General features: G+C 50.6%; 17 protein-coding genes. 14 read left to right on the plus strand and 3 right to left on the minus strand.

Features of this window, described 5'->3' with window-relative positions; all coding sequences use genetic code 11:
• The first annotated feature begins 9 nt into the window (after window positions 1–9).
• From DI579_RS01150 to DI579_RS01165, 4 genes are all read left to right on the plus strand, one after another.
• On the plus strand, window positions 10–1,512 hold the full coding sequence (locus tag DI579_RS01150; RefSeq protein ID WP_303678567.1) for a YifB family Mg chelatase-like AAA ATPase: 1,503 nt from the start codon (window positions 10–12) through the stop codon (window positions 1,510–1,512).
• Window positions 1,513–1,528: 16 nt separating this feature from the next.
• Window positions 1,529–2,695: a DNA-processing protein DprA gene (gene dprA, locus DI579_RS01155; RefSeq protein WP_290595413.1), complete on the plus strand. Its 1,167-nt coding sequence runs from the start codon at window positions 1,529–1,531 to the stop codon at window positions 2,693–2,695.
• Window positions 2,670–3,686 carry a ferrochelatase gene (hemH, locus tag DI579_RS01160; RefSeq protein ID WP_290595655.1) on the plus strand — a complete coding sequence of 339 codons (1,017 nt, stop codon included), beginning with the start codon at window positions 2,670–2,672 and terminating at the stop codon, window positions 3,684–3,686. Before dprA ends, hemH begins: the two co-directional genes overlap by 26 nt.
• Before the next feature lie 93 nt (window positions 3,687–3,779).
• The gene (locus DI579_RS01165) at window positions 3,780–4,763 is read left to right on the plus strand and encodes a tyrosine recombinase XerC (protein WP_290595412.1); all 984 of its coding nucleotides are present in this window, start codon (window positions 3,780–3,782) and stop codon (window positions 4,761–4,763) included.
• Between the two features lie 22 nt (window positions 4,764–4,785).
• Here the strand turns inward: DI579_RS01165 and DI579_RS01170 are convergent, their stop codons facing one another.
• Entirely contained in the window at window positions 4,786–5,361 is a 576-nt protein-coding gene (locus DI579_RS01170) for a M23 family metallopeptidase (protein WP_290595411.1), read from the minus strand.
• Window positions 5,362–5,743: 382 nt separating this feature from the next.
• Here DI579_RS01170 and rpsB point away from each other — a divergent pair, with 382 nt between their 5' ends.
• From rpsB to map, 10 genes are all read left to right on the plus strand, one after another.
• On the plus strand, window positions 5,744–6,610 hold the full coding sequence (gene rpsB, locus DI579_RS01175) for a 30S ribosomal protein S2 (RefSeq protein ID WP_290595410.1): 867 nt from the start codon (window positions 5,744–5,746) through the stop codon (window positions 6,608–6,610).
• 29 nt (window positions 6,611–6,639) lie between these two features.
• Window positions 6,640–7,455, plus strand: coding sequence for a translation elongation factor Ts (gene tsf, locus DI579_RS01180; protein ID WP_290595409.1), 816 nt, complete (start codon window positions 6,640–6,642; stop codon window positions 7,453–7,455).
• Window positions 7,456–7,605: 150 nt separating this feature from the next.
• Window positions 7,606–8,337 carry a UMP kinase gene (gene pyrH, locus DI579_RS01185; RefSeq protein WP_303678568.1) on the plus strand — a complete coding sequence of 244 codons (732 nt, stop codon included), beginning with the start codon at window positions 7,606–7,608 and terminating at the stop codon, window positions 8,335–8,337.
• 44 nt (window positions 8,338–8,381) lie between these two features.
• Window positions 8,382–8,939, plus strand: coding sequence for a ribosome recycling factor (gene frr, locus DI579_RS01190; RefSeq protein WP_303678625.1), 558 nt, complete (start codon window positions 8,382–8,384; stop codon window positions 8,937–8,939).
• Between the two features lie 2 nt (window positions 8,940–8,941).
• Complete coding sequence (locus tag DI579_RS01195) at window positions 8,942–9,859, plus strand: phosphatidate cytidylyltransferase (protein WP_290595407.1); 918 nt, start codon at window positions 8,942–8,944, stop codon at window positions 9,857–9,859.
• A gap of 92 nt (window positions 9,860–9,951) precedes the next feature.
• Window positions 9,952–11,061: a 23S rRNA (adenine(2503)-C(2))-methyltransferase RlmN gene (rlmN, locus tag DI579_RS01200; protein ID WP_303678569.1), complete on the plus strand. Its 1,110-nt coding sequence runs from the start codon at window positions 9,952–9,954 to the stop codon at window positions 11,059–11,061.
• 28 nt (window positions 11,062–11,089) lie between these two features.
• Window positions 11,090–12,259 carry a 1-deoxy-D-xylulose-5-phosphate reductoisomerase gene (dxr, locus tag DI579_RS01205; RefSeq protein WP_290595405.1) on the plus strand — a complete coding sequence of 390 codons (1,170 nt, stop codon included), beginning with the start codon at window positions 11,090–11,092 and terminating at the stop codon, window positions 12,257–12,259.
• Window positions 12,256–13,491, plus strand: a complete 1,236-nt coding sequence (locus DI579_RS01210; protein ID WP_290595404.1) for an RIP metalloprotease — start codon at window positions 12,256–12,258, stop codon at window positions 13,489–13,491. Before dxr ends, DI579_RS01210 begins: the two co-directional genes overlap by 4 nt.
• Before the next feature lie 91 nt (window positions 13,492–13,582).
• Window positions 13,583–14,689: a flavodoxin-dependent (E)-4-hydroxy-3-methylbut-2-enyl-diphosphate synthase gene (gene ispG / locus DI579_RS01215; protein ID WP_290595651.1), complete on the plus strand. Its 1,107-nt coding sequence runs from the start codon at window positions 13,583–13,585 to the stop codon at window positions 14,687–14,689.
• A 51-nt stretch (window positions 14,690–14,740) separates the two neighbouring features.
• The gene (gene map, locus DI579_RS01220; RefSeq protein WP_290595403.1) at window positions 14,741–15,628 is read left to right on the plus strand and encodes a type I methionyl aminopeptidase; all 888 of its coding nucleotides are present in this window, start codon (window positions 14,741–14,743) and stop codon (window positions 15,626–15,628) included.
• A 78-nt stretch (window positions 15,629–15,706) separates the two neighbouring features.
• Here map and DI579_RS01225 read toward each other — a convergent pair whose 3' ends face one another.
• Window positions 15,707–16,483 (minus strand): triacylglycerol lipase, encoded by a 777-nt coding sequence (locus DI579_RS01225; protein ID WP_303678570.1) that lies wholly within the window; start codon window positions 16,481–16,483, stop codon window positions 15,707–15,709.
• 207 nt (window positions 16,484–16,690) lie between these two features.
• Window positions 16,691–18,118: a mycothione reductase gene (locus DI579_RS01230; RefSeq protein WP_290595400.1), complete on the minus strand. Its 1,428-nt coding sequence runs from the start codon at window positions 18,116–18,118 to the stop codon at window positions 16,691–16,693.
• Window positions 18,119–18,154: the final 36 nt, after the last annotated feature.

Genomic DNA, 18,154 nt, shown 5'->3' on the forward strand with positions numbered 1-18,154 from the left:
AGCCTGACAATGCAGGGTTTGCATGCGACACTCATCGCAGTGGAGGCGCATTGTGGGGGAGGACTGCCCACTATTCATATTGTGGGACGAGCTGACACTGCAGTTCGTGAGGCTGGGGATAGAGTACGCTCAGCATTTTCCACAATTGGTCTTCCCTGGCCTCGTCAACGATTAACGCTTTCGCTTTCGCCTGCGGATATTCCGAAAACGGGAGCTCACTTTGACCTCTCTATTGCACTCGCTATTCTTTCTGCACAAGGACATATACCGGAGTTATCTTCACGACAGCACCCTATTGCTGTCCTTGGAGAGGTTGGGTTAGACGGCAGTATCCTTCCTGTCCATGGTGTTCTTCCCATGGCGGCCGCAGCATACGATGCAGGTATCCGCACTCTTATCGTGCCAACAGCTAACCGCGCGGAAGCGTCCCTCGTAGAAGGATTACAGATCCTAGATGCAGCAGATCTTGCCACTTTGGTAGGTGCGCTCCGCGGCGATCTTCCACGAGATGTCCTTGTACCTTCATCTTCTTTGGATAACAAGCCTTTAGAAGCACTTGAGGTGCCACAAGATAAGGATTTTGCCGATATCCGCGGTCAACGGTCAGCAGTAGAGGCCGCACTCGTGGCAGCTGCCGGCGGACATCACATGCTCATGCTGGGCCCTCCAGGCGCTGGAAAATCAATGATTGCACAGCGCCTTCCTACCATTCTGCCGAGGTTGAGCTATGCGCATGCGCTTGAAGTTACTGCAGTGCATTCTTTAAAAGGATGTCTTGATGCTGAGCATCCACTTATAACAGTTCCTCCCTTTGAAGCCCCGCATGCGGGAATTACTGGACCTGCATTATTAGGAGGAGGGAGTGGTTACGCATCACCAGGTGCAGTATCGCTAGCGCATCGAGGAGTGCTCTTTTTAGATGAGTGCACAGAAATTCCCGCATCTATTCTCGATATGCTACGTGCACCTCTACAAGATGGGGAAGTGCGCATTAGTAGAAGTAAAGGGACAGTGACATACCCTTCACGTTGTCAGCTTATTCTGGCTGGTAACTCGTGTCCGTGTGGGGCTCCAGCACCGCAAGAATGTCACTGTTCTAGCGCTACCCGGGCACGTTATCGTGCGCGTTTATCCGGTCCTTTACTGGATCGTGTGGATCTGCGTATCCGGGTTGAAGCTGTTGGTTTGGCAGCTCTTACAGAAACTCAGGGAATTACTTCTGCCTACCTGCGCGAGAAAGTTATAGATGCACGGCAGCGAGCTTATAACCGATGGGGAGGAGAGTACACCAATAGTGATGTATCAGAAGCGGTTCTCAATGAACATCGTTTATCCGCCGGTACTTTAAAACCTGTACATGCGCAATTGCGTTCGGGGATGATGTCGGCGCGTGGATTATCTCGCACTATCAGAGTGGCATGGACACTCGCTGACCTAGCAGATAAATCTATTCCTACCAGTGATGATATTGCCAGTGCACTCAAACTTCGCAGACCTATCGACGATCTTTAAAAGTGAAAAATAAACCATGAAATATTCTGATACTGAACTAGCCTGGGCATATCTTGCCCGTGTAGCAGAAGGTCCCTGTGCACCACTGGCGGATTTAATTGCACATGTTGGCCCGGAATATGCTGCCGAAGTTATCCGTAATAAGGATGTTTTACCGGATGCCTTAGAACGAAAAGTGCGGGCTCGGCGGGAATGGGATTGTGCTGTTGATGACCTTGATTCTGCACATGCTAATGGTTTCCGATTACTTACTCCCGACCAGCCAGAATGGCCGAAAGAACAGTTAGCTGTCTTTAATTATGATGCAGTACACGCACGTCAAGAACACGATAATGCCGCGTATGCTCCCTACGCTTTATGGGTAAAAGGAGATATAGATGTTCTACAGTGTGCAGCAGTAGCAGTAGTAGGGAGTCGACATCCCTCTACAGAGGGAAAACAGATAACGACCGAACTTTCGGCAGAAGTAGCTGCGGAGGGTGTTGGTATAGTATCCGGGTTGGCATGCGGGGTAGACGGCATTGCTCACCGTACTGCGCTGCAGATGGGGGTACCAACTATGGCTGTTATCGCTTGTGGATTGGATCGTGTGTATCCAGCACAACATTCTGCTCTTTATAAAAGTATTGCTAATCACGGTCTTATCGTCAGCGAATATCCGCCTGGAACACGGCCAGCGCGGTATCGTTTCTTGGCTCGTAATAGGCTCCTTGCTGCTTTCTCGCAGGGGGTAGTGGTGACGTCCGCAGCGTGGAGATCAGGAGCTCTTAATACTGCCAGTTGGGCACGTGATCTTGGGTGTCCAGTGATGTCAGTGCCGCATAGTATTCATGACGTGGATGGAGCTGGGTGTCATCGGCTTATTCGTGAGGGGGCCACACTTGTGACGCGTGGTGAAGAAATTATGGAGGAAATCGGTCCTATTGGACAGCTGGCTTTACCACTAGAAAATTCTTCTTTGCCGACAGATCGGTTGACACAGGACAATAAAAAAGTATGGAATGCCATCTCTCCGTTTTTCCCAACATCTCTCATGGAGATATGTACAGAAACTGGATTGGAGACAAAAACTGTTCAGATGTCTCTAAAAAGTCTTTGTGACTGTAAACTAGTCTCCATCACTGCCGGACGTTGGATAAGAAAAGAGAGTGCGTCGCATGAAGAACGGGTGCCTCATTGTTAATCTGGGTAGCCCAGAGGAACCGACTGAAGACGCCATTCGCAATTTTCTGCGCAACATGCTGAGTGATCGTTGCATTGTGAATCTTCATCCCATCCTATGGAAACCCATTCTCAACGGCATCATTCTGAAGGTACGGCCACATAAATTAATTGATCGTTACCAAGCGATGTGGACTCCGCATGGTTCTCCTCTTTCCGTCATCACCCAGCAACAATGCGCCATGCTACAAGAAGCGCTTTCCCATGTTGACGTACGATACGCATTCTGTGCATCATCACCCACCATTGAGGAAGCTCTTACTGATTGGGATATTGATGACCTCACTGTTATCCCCCTCTACCCACAATTTGCAACGTCAACTGTGACCCCAATTGTCACAAGAGTTATTGATTTTTATGACGCTCTTGCATGCGACAAAAAGCAATCGCTACCTGGGGATAGCACGGTGAGGGGGAGCAAGGTACACCCGCATCTCCATTTTGTATCTAGCTATGCGACCGAACCTCACATGATCCACTGGTATCAGCAACAGATTAGGGATCTATGCGCGACTGTGCCCTACGACCATGTTCTGCTCTCGTTTCACGGAGTTCCTGACCAGCGCTATCACTGCGCGGCACACTATAAAGCACAGTGCATAGCTACCCGCGATGCCATTGCGGCCGCTTTCCCAGATCTTCCCATCTCAATTAGTTTTCAATCTAAATTTGGTCCAGGAGAATGGTTAGGTCCATCCACTGCACAACGAGTTACAGAACTTCCCGCTGAAGGAGTAAAAAAACTCCTCGTAGCGACACCCTCTTTCGTTGCAGACTGTCTAGAAACACTAGAAGAAGTGCGCCTCGATTATCGAGATCATTTCTTGCGCGCAGGCGGCCAGATATTCGACGTTATTAACCCTATTAATGCGGACCCTGCTTTCGGAAAAACTCTTTCCTCGCTCTATCGTAGTGTGCAGAAAATATCCCCAAGTACTTCCGAATTTTGCTGAGTTTAATGGGGTTTTACCCCATCTGTAGTGGTCTTCTGTAAAGCTGTCTGGGGAAAGGTTGATTTCTCCGTTTTTCCCTTGCACAGTAGAACTATGGGACGTGGACAGCGAGCACTTACAACTGTGTACTCTGAGTTACCCACGCCATGGTCTGTCGATCTGGATGAGTTCGGGGACTACGTTGCTGTACGTCTCCAGCTATCTGCCAACACGCAACGTTCCTACCTGGCAGATTGTCGTGGTCTTATTGATTTTATGCTTCGTGTAACCCAGCCCGGAGTGGACCGCACAACCATAGCGGAAACCGATTGGAGCCAACTTACCCTCCCTCTTTTACGAAAATGGCTTTCGCGGGATGTCATGCGAGGAGTAGCTCCTGCTACTATTGCTCGTCATGTTGCATCTGTGCGGGCACTCTGTGGGTGGGCAGTACAAACCGGTCGGCTTGCCAGCGATCCCTCTGTGCGGTTGCAGACACCACCTGCTAAAAAGCAGCTTCCGCAAGTTGTTCATCAGCAACAAATGGACGAGGTACTCTCTCATCTCGCCTGTGCAGCGGCAGAAAAGGAGCCAATCGCTATTCGGGACTGGCTCATTGTGGAGTTACTCTACGATACCGGGATTCGTGTTGCTGAGCTTGTCAATCTCGATCTGGACAGTGTTGATGAGGAACATCGTATTCTGCACGTTATCGGTAAGGGTAACAAAGAGCGCGTTGTTCCTTACGGTGTGCCTGCGCAGCGAGCTTTGCGCATGTGGTTGCAGGACGGTCGTCCGTATCTTTCCAATCAACGATCCCAACACGCATTACTGTTAGGAGCGCGTGGGGGGCGTATTGATCCTCGCATTGTCAGGGATGTCGTTCATGCTTCTACCGGGGAAATACCGGGTGGGGTAGAGGTAGCACCGCATGGGTTACGTCACTCGGCAGCTACCGCGTTGCTGGAGGGCGGCGCAGATTTACGTGTTGTACAGGAGCTTTTAGGACACTCATCGCTGTCTACCACGCAATTGTATACGCACGTTTCACCGGAAAGACTACGGGCAGTTCATAAGCAAGCTCATCCGCGTGGCTGAGAAGTACTTAGTTGAGGCGCAGTTAATCAACCCATCGTAAGAGGCTCAGTGGCAGAGAATCTATGAGCAGCCACGGATTAAGGTAGCCAGAATTGTGTCCGTGGCCCCATCGTGCTCCCCAGTGCAGGCATACTCCCGTACATCCCGCATGACCTGCTAATACTGTGCCAATAATCTGTCCACGTTGTACCTGCTGGTTCTTCTCTACCAGCGGGGTAATAGGTTCGTAGATTGTGAAGAGGTGCTCTCCTGTGGGAACGAGGGGAGAAGGACCATGGTCAATAACGACCAAGGGACGATCAACAACAACTCCTGCGAAGGTAACTATTCCTGCACCTGCTGCATGGACTGCTTCGTTCGTGCGGCTCGAAAGGTCAACTCCTCGATGTCCACGAGACCAACGTTCCGGCCCTACCGAGAAATCGCGGACAGTGTGGCCGGGAACAGGGGGAATATATACTGATGCAGTATGAGCTGGAGAGTAAGTGACAGCAGTATCTGCCTGGGAAATAGTGTCATTGCCAGCAGTCAACAGAATGGCGAGAGTGAATACCACCGTCAGAATAGATGCAGTAACGCGTCGAAAAATGCGTGACATAGGTGCCCTTTCCTCACTATTGAGGTGATGTGAAAAATTCTCGAGTGAATGATCCCTAGAGTATGACCTATATGATTCGATTTTGGGAGAGCTACTAGGTAAAATATGGCCTGCGATATGTGTATAAAGAGGCACAATCGACTTCGCGTAGAAAGTACTATGGTGGGAATTCCGTCCACTCGCGGATAGGAATTTTCCACATAGCACCAGGATCCGGCAGTTATGCATAGTGATACTGGTGAGGAGGACCCCGTGGTTCACGTAGTGACGGGTAAACCTCTTTTCTACCAGGGTGTTCTCAAAGTGAGAATGCACTAACCACATGTAAGAAAGCGAGGATGGGGACTGCAGCCGCAGGCTGTTTTTAAGTCTCCACTACAACATGGCTGTTGTAACTATGAAGCAACTGCTTGATGCAGGTGCACACTTTGGTCATCAGACCCGCCGTTGGAATCCTAAGATGAAGCGTTTCATCTTCACTGAACGCAACGGTATTTACATCATTGATCTCCAGCAGACTCTTACTTACATTGACGAGGCCTACGACTTCGTTAAGCAGACTGTTGCACATGGTGGCAATATTCTCTTCGTTGGCACCAAGAAGCAGGCTCAGGAAGCAATTGAGGAAGAAGCCAAGCGCGTTGGTATGCCTTATGTGAATCACCGCTGGCTGGGCGGCATGCTGACCAACTTCCAGACTGTTCACAAGCGTCTTCTCCGTCTCAAGGAACTTGAGAACATGGAGCAGACCGGTGGTTTCGAAGGCCGCACCAAGAAGGAAATTCTCATGCTCACCCGTGAGAAGGACAAGTTGGAGCGTACCCTTGGCGGTATCCGCGACATGACCAAGGTTCCTTCCGTCATGTGGGTCATCGACACCAACAAAGAACACCTGGCCATTGCTGAAGCCAAGAAGCTTAACATCCCGGTCGTTGGTACTCTTGACACCAACTGCGATCCCGACGACGTTGATTACCCGATTCCGGCTAACGACGACGCCATCCGTTCCGACGCTATTCTCACTAAGGTGATTGCCTCTGCTATCGCCGAAGGCCTGCAGGCTCGTGCCGAAGAACAGGCTGCAAAGAATAACGCCGCTGAAAAACCCGGCGAAGGTGAACCACTTGCTGAGTGGGAAGCCGAGCAGCTTGCTGCCGCCACTGATGCTCCGGCTGACAAGGCCGCTGCTGATGAGGCCCCCGCAGCAGAAGAAGCTCCGGCTAAGAAAGCCGCTGCTGACGCTGAGTAATCACTCCACACTTTAGGAAGGTTGCCACAATGGCCAATTTCACTGCCGCAGACGTTAAGCGTCTTCGCGAAATCACTGCTTCCGGCATGATGGCATGCAAGGAAGCCCTCGCTAAATCCGAAGGCGACTTTGACAAGGCTGTTGAAATCCTACGTATTCAGGGTGCTAAGGACGTGGGCAAGCGTGCCGAGCGCGCTACTGCTCAGGGTCTTGTCGCCTCTAAAGATGGCGTTGTCATTGAGCTCAATGCCGAGACGGACTTCGTCGCCAAGAATGAGCAGTTCATCAACCTGGCTGACCGTATCGTTAACCTCGCTGCTGAAAAGCGTCCGGATACTCTTGAAGAGTTGCTTGCCCTCGATCTCGATGGCCAGACCGTTGCTGACGCTGTACAGGCTCTTTCCGCCATCATCGGCGAAAAAATGCAGCTACCTCGCTACGGTAAGCTAGATGGTCAAGTTTCTACCTACATGCACAAGCGTTCTGCTGACCTGCCACCGCAGGTTGCCGTCCTCGTTCAGTATGAAGGCGATGGCAAGGATGCTGCTCACGCAGCTGCCATGCAGATTGCAGCACTGAAGCCGAAGTACGTCACTCGTGACGAAGTTCCGGCCGATATTGTTGCGAAAGAACGTGAGATTGCTGAGGCTACCGCCCGCCAGGAAGGTAAGCCCGAAAAGGCTCTTCCGAAGATCGTTGAGGGTCGTCTCAATGGTTTCTTCAAGGATGTTTGCCTAGTTGATCAGCCTTCTGTTGCTGAGAGTAAGAAGTCTGTTGGCCAGGTACTCGATGAAGCTGGTGTGAAGGTTAACGCCTTCCTCCGTTTCGAGGTTGGACAGCACTAGACACTCCTCAGAGCTACCGCTACGGAAAGCTCTAAGAAGCATACAAGCAGAGTCACTGTGTTTCTTATCAAAGGAGTCTCACAGTGACTCTGCTTTTTACTATCATTGAGAGAAACACACGTTTTACAACCTTACAAAGGGGTTCACATAATGTCGGAGGATATTTCCTCACGGTCGCACTACAAGCGCGTCCTGCTTAAACTCGGTGGCGAAATGTTCGGTGGAGGGGCTGTCGGTGTCGACCCCGACGTGGTTGACTCAGTTGCTGCCCAGATTGCGGAAATTGTTGAAGCTGGAACTGAGGTAGCTGTAGTTATCGGTGGCGGTAATTTCTTCCGTGGACGTGAACTCTCTAAACGTGGCATGGACCGTTCTCGCTCTGACTATATGGGCATGCTGGGAACTGTCATGAACTGTTTAGCACTCCAGGATTTCCTCGAGCAACGAGGTATCACTACTCGTGTACAGACTGCCATCACGATGGCACAAGTAGCGGAACCCTATCTGCCGCTGCGAGCTATTCGGCATCTTGAGAAAGGTCGAGTTGTTATTTTTGGTGCCGGTATGGGGATGCCGTATTTTTCCACGGATACAACGGCTGCGCAGCGCTCGCTAGAAATTGGAGCAGATGTGCTTCTTATGGCTAAAGCTGTTGATGGTGTTTACACGGATGATCCACGCACTAACCCTAACGCCACTATGTTCGACCACATTACTGCTCGTGAATGCCTTGATAGGGGACTCCAAGTAGCGGATGCCACCGCATTTTCTCTCTGTATGGAAAACAAGATGCCAATTCTTGTTTTTAATTTGTTAAAACAAGGAAATATTGCACGAGCTGTTAACGGTGAGGATATCGGTACGCTCGTTATTCCCGAGTAAAGCACCTCATAGTCAACCCCCACCATTAAAGGAAATATTTCATGATGATTGACGAGATTCTTCTCGAAGCCGAAGACAAAATGGATAAAACTGTGGAGCACACACGTGAAAACCTCAGTACTATCCGCGCTGGTCGCGCTACTGCTGCTATGTTCAGCCACGTTATGGCTGACTATTACGGAGTGATGACTCCCATTACACAGATGGCGACAATCAACATTCCAGAAGCTCGACTTGTTCTCATTAAACCCTACGAGCAGAGCCAGATGTCCACTATCGAAAATGCTATCCGCAATTCCGATTTGGGCTTTAATCCCGCTAACGATGGGCAAGTACTACGTATTAATGTTCCGCAGCTTACTGAGGAACGTCGCCGTGACCTTACTAAGCAGGCTAAAACTAAAGGCGAAGAAGGCAAGATTGCTGTTCGTGGTATTCGTCGTAAAGCCATGGAAGATTTGAAAAAATTGGATAAGGATGGCGACGCCGGGGAAGATGAAGTAAAGGCGGCTGAAAAAGAAGTAGACGCCCTCACTAAAAAGTACACGCAGAGTATTGAAGAAATGGTGGCCGCTAAGGAAACCGATTTGATGGGGGTATAGTAGTGGCTTCCTCTTCGACGCCTACTGCGACTCCGCGAAAGCGAAATCCGGGACGCAATCTTCCAGCTGCTTTCGGTACGGGAATTTTTCTTGGTGGAATTGTTCTCTTTGTTGTTCTGGGAGTTCCGGCACTTACTGACAATAGGCTCACTGCTCAGCTGATATGGGCTGTGCTAGTGGCTATTCTGGTCGTTCTTGCGCTTAAGGAAGTGCTGGATCGTCTCCACGAACACGGATACCAGTTACCATCTATTGCCATACATCTGCTGGGGCAAGTCGTTGCATGGTCTGCACTAGCCGGTGTACGAGGCATTATGGTGGCTTTCTTACTATCCATCATGGTGTTTGCGGTAGTTCGTCTTTTCCTTGAGGGAAATAAGGCTGCACCCAAAAACTGGTTACGGGATACGAGCATGGGAGGATTTCTCCTTGCCTGGATCCCTCTTATGGCAGCCTTCACTACTGTTTTAATGGGCTTTCAATCTGCGGAGAGAGGTATTAAAGGGAACCTCATCCTCATCACCTTCATCGTCACCGTAGTGTGTTCAGATATAGGCGGATATACCTTTGGTGTTCTTTGGGGAAAACATCCTCTCGCTCCAAAAGTGAGCCCTAAGAAATCCTGGGAAGGTTTAGCCGGGTCACTTATCTTTTCCCTGATTGCCGCTATTCTAATGACAGTCTTCCTCTTGGATCTGTCCTGGTGGGTGGGCGTACTACTGGGTATCGGCCTGGTTTTTTCCGATATTTTCGGAGATTTGGCTGAATCCCAGTTCAAGCGGGAATTGGGGATTAAAGATATGAGTAATCTGCTTCCCGGGCATGGCGGTATGATGGACCGCCTTGATGGCATTCTGCCGAGTGCAGCAATGACGTGGATTGTTCTTACGATTATTGTTGCAGTTAACGGGTTGTTGTAAGTACAGACTGCGTGTGCTCCTACAATGTGACCTGTAAGTACTTCATTTGTAACGTACTGTTACGCATCTCATGAGAGTAGATACTGTATTCGATGACGGTTCCTGTCCCTCTTGCCCGCGGCCCACGCCGGGGATTGCCGCCCACGCATTTTGCTGATCTCACTATTCCTGAAGTGAAGGAGAAGATGCGTGAGCTTGGTCTACCAGCTTTCCGGGCTGATCAGATTGCGCGTCATTATTACGAAAGATGCGAAGCAGACCCGTTGGAGATGACAGATCTTCCCGCAGGTGTCCGTGAAAAAGTAAAAGAGGCATTGTTCCCGCAGCTTCTTCACCCTGTTCGCTATATTGAGGCAGATGGGGGAGAAACTCGTAAGACACTCTGGAAATCACCTGATGGGACGGTTCTAGAGTCTGTCCTCATGCGGTACAGCGACCGGGCAACACTCTGTATTTCTTCGCAAGCGGGTTGTGCGCAAGCGTGCCCATTCTGTGCAACTGGACAACTTGGTATTCAACGTCAGCTCTCTGCAGCGGAGATTGTTGAGCAGGTTCGCGTTGCTGCTCACATGATGGACAGTGGGGAAATGCCGGGAGGTCCGGGACGGTTATCCAATGTCGTGTTTATGGGAATGGGTGAACCACTCGCTAACTATAAACGCGTACTTCGTGCGATCCGACAAATTACCTCTCCGTCGCCACAAGGGTTCGGAATTTCGCAGCGACATGTAACGGTGTCGACGGTGGGTGTCGCTCCTGCTATTCGTCGGCTCGCCGATGAAGATCTTGCCGTGACGTTAGCGATTTCTCTGCATTGTCCTGATGATGATCTGCGGAATACGCTTGTCCCTGCCAATAATCGATGGCCACTGGCGGATGTTATTGATGCAGCACAGTACTATGCGGATCGTACAGGACGCCGTATTTCTATCGAGTATGCCCTTATTAGAGATGTTAATGACCAGTTATGGCGTGCAGATATGTTGGGACAGTTGCTGCACCACAAACTGCACCAAATGGCACATGTTAACCTCATTCCCCTTAACCCCACTCCGGGTAGTGAGTGGGATGCTTCTCCGCGCGCCCGCCAGGATGCTTTTGTTGAGCATGTACGCGCACAAGGCGTGACGTGTACTGTCCGTGATACACGCGGGCAGGATATCGCTGCAGCATGCGGTCAGCTTGCTGCAGAAGAGAAGTAGACTAGGCGGAAAGTAGAAAGAAGGATCAGTGACAGAGCCACGTTCTGTTCTCTTGCTTGGGTCCACCGGTTCTATCGGTACTCAGGCTCTTGATGTTGTTCGCACCAATCCGCATTTATTCACTATTACGGGTCTTGCTGCAGGGGGACATTCGCGTAGATCCATCGATCTTTTATGTGATCAAATTGCCGAATTCGGTGTCACTGAAGTTGCTGTTGCCGATGCTGATGCGGCACAGATTGTACAAGATCGTACTGGCATCAGTGTTCGTGTGGGGGAGAGTGCTGCAACGGATTTGGTCAACACTGTCCCCGCGCATACCGTTCTTAACGGTTTGGTGGGTTCACTGGGACTTGGTCCCACATTGGCCACTATTGCGGCGGGGGAGATTCTCGCATTGGCGAATAAGGAATCTCTGGTAGCAGGTGGTGAGCTTGTTATAAAGGCAGCGCAGCCAGGACAGATTGTTCCAGTAGACTCTGAACATTCTGCTTTTGCACAGTGTCTGCGCGCAGGACGTACACATGAGGTAGCGCGACTAGTTCTTACTGCTTCCGGCGGTCCGTTCCGGGGATGGACTCGCGCACAATTGGAATCAGTGACTCCCCAACAAGCAGGTGCTCACCCCACGTGGAGCATGGGTCCTATGAATACCCTTAACTCTGCCACTTTGGTGAATAAAGGGCTGGAGCTTATTGAGGCACGTTTACTGTTCGGGGTGGACTACGACAATATCCAGGTGGCAGTGCATCCGCAATCGATCGTTCACTCCATGGTGACATTCTGCGATGGCTCTACTATTGCCCAGGCTTCTCCACCGTCTATGAAGATACCTATCGCGTTGGGAATGATGTGGCCGAATCGTGTTTCGGAGGCGGCTCCCGCGTGTGATTTCAGCCAGGCTCAAACATGGACTTTTGAGCCTTTGGATAATGAGGTTTTCCCTGCTGTAGAACTAGCACGGGAAGCAGGACGAGCTGGTGGAACGATGACAGCCGTCTATAATGCCGCCAATGAGGAGGCTGCGGCAGCGTTTTTAGCAGGGAACTTATCATTCCCCGCGATCGTTGACACAGTAGCGGATGTCCTTTCTGAAGCTGACCAGTGGACAACCACCCCAGCCTGCGTCGATGATGTTCTCGCCGCAGAAGCGTGGGCCCGTGCTTGCGCACAGCAGAAGCTCCAGGAGCGTTTATGAGTTTTGCCCTCGGTATTATCCTCTTCATTCTCGGTATTGCGATTTCTGTCGCTCTACATGAAGCAGGACATTTACTGACTGCCAAATGGTCGGGAATGCGAGTTCGCGCCTACTTTATTGGCTTTGGTCCCACACTCTTTTCGTGGCATAAAGGCGGAACCGAGTACGGTTTTAAAGCTCTCCCACTTGGCGGCTATTGCGATATCGCCGGTATGACCATTCTGGATGAGGAGCTCACGGAGGAAGAAGCTCCCGACGCTATGTATAAGAAGCCGGCATGGAAACGCATCATTGTAATGCTGGGCGGTATCATCATGAATGTCTTGCTGGGAATTTCTCTTATATGGGTGGTAGCTGCCGCCTGGGGACTACCAAACACGAATTCTCCCATAGTGACTCGTGTCGCTGCGACCACGTGCGTAGCTGATCAGCATAGTGATGGTTCCGTCGCAAAGTGCTCTGGGAACGGCCCTGCTGCAGCTGCTGGTATTCGCGCGGGAGACATCATTACGCATGTTAACGGGCATAAAATTCAGAATTCCGCGCAGGTTATTTCCCTTACCCAGTCCGCCACCACAGATGTGGAATACACAGTAATGCGTGACGGTAAGACATATACCTTCCATGTTCATCCGGAGCAGGCGTTTCGCCTCGTGAAAAAACCAGATGCTGGTAAGGATGACAAAGGTACGCTCACTAAAGTTGCTGTTGCTGGCGTAAGCGTTCGAGAAGAACCGCTAGAGCCAATACGACACTATAACGGAGCCACCGCATTCCCCGCGGCGATGAAATTCTCGTGGGAAATTAATGGGGCTATTGCTAAAGCGCTTGTCCATATTCCAGCCCAGATCCCCGGACTTGTTAAAGCCATTTTTGGGGGAGAGCGTTCCGCAGATAGCCCCATGAGTATTGTGGGGGCATCTGTTGCAGGTGGCGATGCGCTCGCTTTTGGGTCCTGGTCAGTATTTCTTATGCTGCTGGCGCAGATTAACTTCTGTCTTGCACTCTTCAACCTCATTCCGCTGCCCCCATTGGATGGTGGCCACGTTGTCGTTGTTCTCTACGAGAAAATCCGTGATGGTATCCGTCGTCTAGAAGGTAAAGATCCTAAGGGGCCAGCTGATTATTCCAAGCTTATGCCCCTTACCACCGTTGTCGTGGGGTTGCTTGTCCTGCTGTTCATTGTGACAGTGGTAGCGGATGTTGTGAACCCTGTTCGGCTTATGCAGTAGAGATCTGCAGTGACTAGCATTAGAGAGTAGCGCAGAAGGGCGCTTTACGCCTTTCGAGAGGAGAGTCATCGTGACTGATGTGAATCTGGGTATGCCCGAAGCCCCGGCACCGGTGCTTCATCCCCGTCGAAAAACTCGCCAATTAATGGTGGGAAATGTTGGTGTAGGCTCCGATTTCCCTGTCTCCGTCCAGTCGATGACAACTACTCGGACGCATGATGTTACTGCAACGCTGCAGCAGGTTTCTGAGCTTGCGGCAGCCGGCTGCGATATTGTGCGCGTGGCCTGCCCCCGACAAGAAGACGCAAATGCATTAGCGGCAATTGTGGAGAAAAGCCCCATACCGGTTATTGCTGATATCCATTTCCAACCACGCTATATTTTTGCTGCTATTGATGCAGGCTGTGCAGCAGTACGCGTCAATCCCGGCAACATTCGCGAGTTCGATGGGCGTGTGAAGGAAGTTGCTACGGCAGCTAGTGCTGCTCATATTCCTATTCGTATTGGTATTAATGCTGGTTCCCTCGATAAAAGACTTCTTGAGAAATATGGGAAAGCTACTCCGGAAGCGCTTGTCGAGTCTGCATTGTGGGAGGCAAGCCTGTTTGCAGAGCACGACTTTCACGACATCGTTATTTCAGTGAAACACCATGATCCTGTCACCATGGTACGTGCCTATGAATTGCTTGCCGCCCAATGTGATTACCCGCTGCATTTAGGTGTTACTGAGGCAGGTCCTGCTTTCCAAGGTACGGTTAAATCCTCTGTCGCCTTCGGCACTCTGCTCTCACAGGGAATTGGCGATACTATTCGTGTCAGTCTCTCAGCACCGCCAGTGGAGGAGATTAAAGTAGGGGAGGCCATCCTGCGTAGCCTTAATCTTCGCCCTAAGCGTCTAGAAATTGTGTCGTGTCCTTCATGTGGACGCTGTCAGGTTGACGTTGTAAAACTGGCTAATAAAGTCGAAAATGGTCTCAAAGACGTATCCTTCCCGTTGCGCGTGGCGGTTATGGGTTGCGTTGTGAACGGTCCTGGCGAAGCTCGCGAAGCTGACCTGGGCTGTGCGTCAGGTAATGGTAAAGGACAGATTTTTGTGAAAGGTAACGTCATTAAGACTGTACCCGAGCAAGAAATTGTTCCTACTCTTATTGAAGAAGCCCAGCGCATAGCCGATGAACAAGGCCTTACCGAGCAATAATGCCACTGCCCACACCGTACCTACACACACTCAATTGGTAGAGGAATATTTATGACTCGTGCACCCCTAAAACCTGGTAAACCTACCCCCATCCGTACTGTTCCCGCCGATATTGAACGCCCGGAGTACGCATGGAAAGACGATGTTCAGGAAGCCATCGGCGAACCGTATGTACAAACCCCTGAGGTTATTGAAGCAATGCGGGAGGCCTCCACGATTGCTGCAGATGCGTTGCAGGCTGCCGGTGAAGCGGTTGCTCCCGGTGTCACAACGGATGAGGTAGACCGTATTGCTCATGAGTACATGTGCGATCATGGTGCTTACCCCTCTACGTTGGGATACCGAGGATTCACAAAATCCTGTTGTACATCCCTTAATGAGATTGTGTGCCACGGTATTCCGGACTCTACAGTGATCCAAGAAGGGGACATCGTCAACATTGACGTCACCGCCTTCAAAAATGGTGTTCACGGAGATACAAACGCAACATTTTTCGCTGGTGAACCCAGTGAAGAACATCGACTACTTGTTGAACGCACCCATGAAGCTATGTGGCGTGGCATTAAAGCTATTCGTCCGGGACGCCAGGTAAATGTTATCGGCCGAGTCATTGAATCCTATGCGAAGCGCTTTGGATACAACGTGGTCAGGGACTTCACCGGACATGGGGTAGGCCCCACTTTCCACAATGGTCTGGCTGTTCTGCACTACGATGAACCCGCCATTACCGATGTGATGGAACCCGGAATGACACTCACCGTGGAACCGATGATTAATCTCGGCTCGCTAGCCTACGATATTTGGGATGACGGATGGACTGTCCAAAATCGGGATCACCAGTGGACCGCACAGTTTGAGCACACCATTCTTGTCACAGAAGACTCCTATGAGGTTCTGACGATCCGTTCAGATGGTAGCGGTGACCCTGCGCACCTCTAAATACGCATCTTTATAACGAAACAGACAGGCTAAGGGCACATCGAGTAGTTTTCTCGATGTGCCCTGCCCTTTTATGGTTTATTTCCGCGCTTCTATCTGGCAATTGGGTTGAGCTCCCCGATGAGTAGCATGCGCTAAAGCCCAACGGATAACGTGGAGTGCACGGTAATCCATATGCGTATCAGAGTGCCCTATCTTCTCGGAAGCCGGTATGTTGCACAACTGTTTAATGTTGATGTTATAAACAGTTGCTCCTTTTACCGGATCAGTAATGAATCCTGACTGCCACGGCGTTGCTTGATTATCGTCCGGGGTAACCATCACAACATACGTAATGCCAGCCACTGTATCTTTGTGCGTGTTGAGGTTGTTGAGTGTTGTGCCCTGATGGGTTCCAGCAAGCATCATGGCGATACGTACGTCTTTGCCGCCATAGCGAGTAATACGGTTACGGATAATGAGACCGCCTTGTGAGTGACCGATAAGGTCAACTTTTTTAGCTCCGGTTTTTCTTTTTACCTTTTCGATGAAGGCATTAACCTGGTCGGTGGTCTCATCGACGTGGGCAGTTCCGTAATACTCTGGTTTTATCAGGGTATAGAGATTGTCATTATGGCCAGCGTCAATACCGAAAACGCAATATCCTCTGTCGTGCAGCATCTGAGTAACGTCAATTTGGCTCAATTGCCGTGAGAACGTTCCATGAATCATGATGACCGGGGTGGGGTGCTGGGAGGAACGACAATCCCAGTGGTTGAGGATGGTAGGTAATCCGTCTTTTGTTGTGGGTACTGTCTTTTGATCGATAGCAGTACTGGTTATGTTTGTGGTGGTAGTGGCTTGCGCCGTAGGCATGTTAGCTGACGGGTATATGCACACTAGCACTAGAGAAGCGAGAACTGTGCACATTCTATGTGAAAGGCGGCTATTTGTCTGTGAGAGGCGACTATGGAACATGGTTACTTTCTCCCGTAGTTGAACCTTTCTACAAAAGTATGGCCACCAGTTATTTCATAGTGTGCTGAGTGTACTGGTGGCCATACTGTAGAGCTATCTCACATGTTACTGGAGCTCAAGGCCGAGTAAAGCGTTCTCGATAACTTCAGTCAGCGCAGGGTGAATCCAGTATTGACCGCGTGCCATATCGTTAACTTTCAGTCCGAAACTCATTGCCTGGATAAGCGGCTGGATGAGGAGGCTAGCCTCGTGTCCCAAGATATGTGCGCCGAGTAGCTCACCGGTTGCTGCATTGGCAATAAGTTTGACGATCCCGTGCTGGTCCTCCATCGCCCAGCCATAGGCAACGTCACCATACTTTTGCACCTTGACGGTAACGGGGAAACCTTCCTCCGCGCCTTTCTTACGAGCCTGTTCTTCAGTAAGACCCACATTGGCGATTTGTGGATGGGTAAAGATTGCTGCCGGGACTACACTGTGTGGCATTTCTTGGTAGTCGGCAGGGGAGTCTGCCATAAGGTTGTGCTGGACAGCGCGCATTTCCGCGTTAGCAACGTGCTTAAGTTGGTAGGGAGAGGAGATGTCACCAAAGGCCCACACATCGGGTGCAGTGGTACGCCCGTACTTATCGACAACAACGCGTCCCCTTTCAACCTTCACACCGGAACCATTGTCGAGGCCAAGGCGGTCGGTGTTAGGGGTACGTCCGGTAGCAACTAGGAATGCGTCACCGGTAACAGTGCTGCCGTCTTCAAATGTAATGGTGGTTTCGAAGTAGGAAGACCCATCTTCACGCTGCTTCTCCACCTGGTCGATAGCTGTCGTTCCCTGCCCTAAACGGACATCCCATTTCTCCCGAGCGATCTCAGTAAAGAGCTCAGATAGTTCATTATCGAGATGTTTAAGGAGCACAGGGGAGCGGCCGATAAGGGTTACTGTGGAGCCCATACCGGAGAAAACATTGGCGAATTCTGTAGCAATATAGCCGGATCCAAGAATGACGAGGTGTTCGGGCACTCGGTCAATACGCATAATATTTTCATTGGTGTAGTACTGCACACCAGACTCAGCGACAAGTCCGGGGATAGCGGCACGTGAACCAGCCGCGAGAACAACACGGTCAGCGGTGATCTCATGGGTATCAGTACCATTGCGATCTGTTACGCGGAAACGTTTCTCACCAATAAATTCAGCATGACCGTAAACATCGATATTGTTGCAGTCTTCTACACGGTAGCGTTCGCCGGCAGCGGCGATGGGGTCGATACGGTTCCAGACACGGTTGACGATCTCATCCCATCGAATGTTGTTAACGTGGGCATTGACGCCAAGGCGGTCGATATCGTAGAGGTCATGAATACGGTCTGCAGGGTAGACGAACATTTTAGTGGGGATACAACCGACGTTGAGGCATGTACCGCCAAAGATTTTGTCTTCGCATAAAGCAATCTTGAGATTGTCGAATCGTTCGTCAAAGAGTGAGTTACCGGATCCGGTTCCAATGACGACGAGATCATAATGTGCTGCAGCCATTATCCATCCTTGTGAAATGAGAGTGTCAACAACGCT

The sequence above is a fragment of the Lawsonella clevelandensis genome, assembly GCF_003241315.1.
Lineage (GTDB): Bacteria > Actinomycetota > Actinomycetes > Mycobacteriales > Mycobacteriaceae > Lawsonella > Lawsonella clevelandensis_A.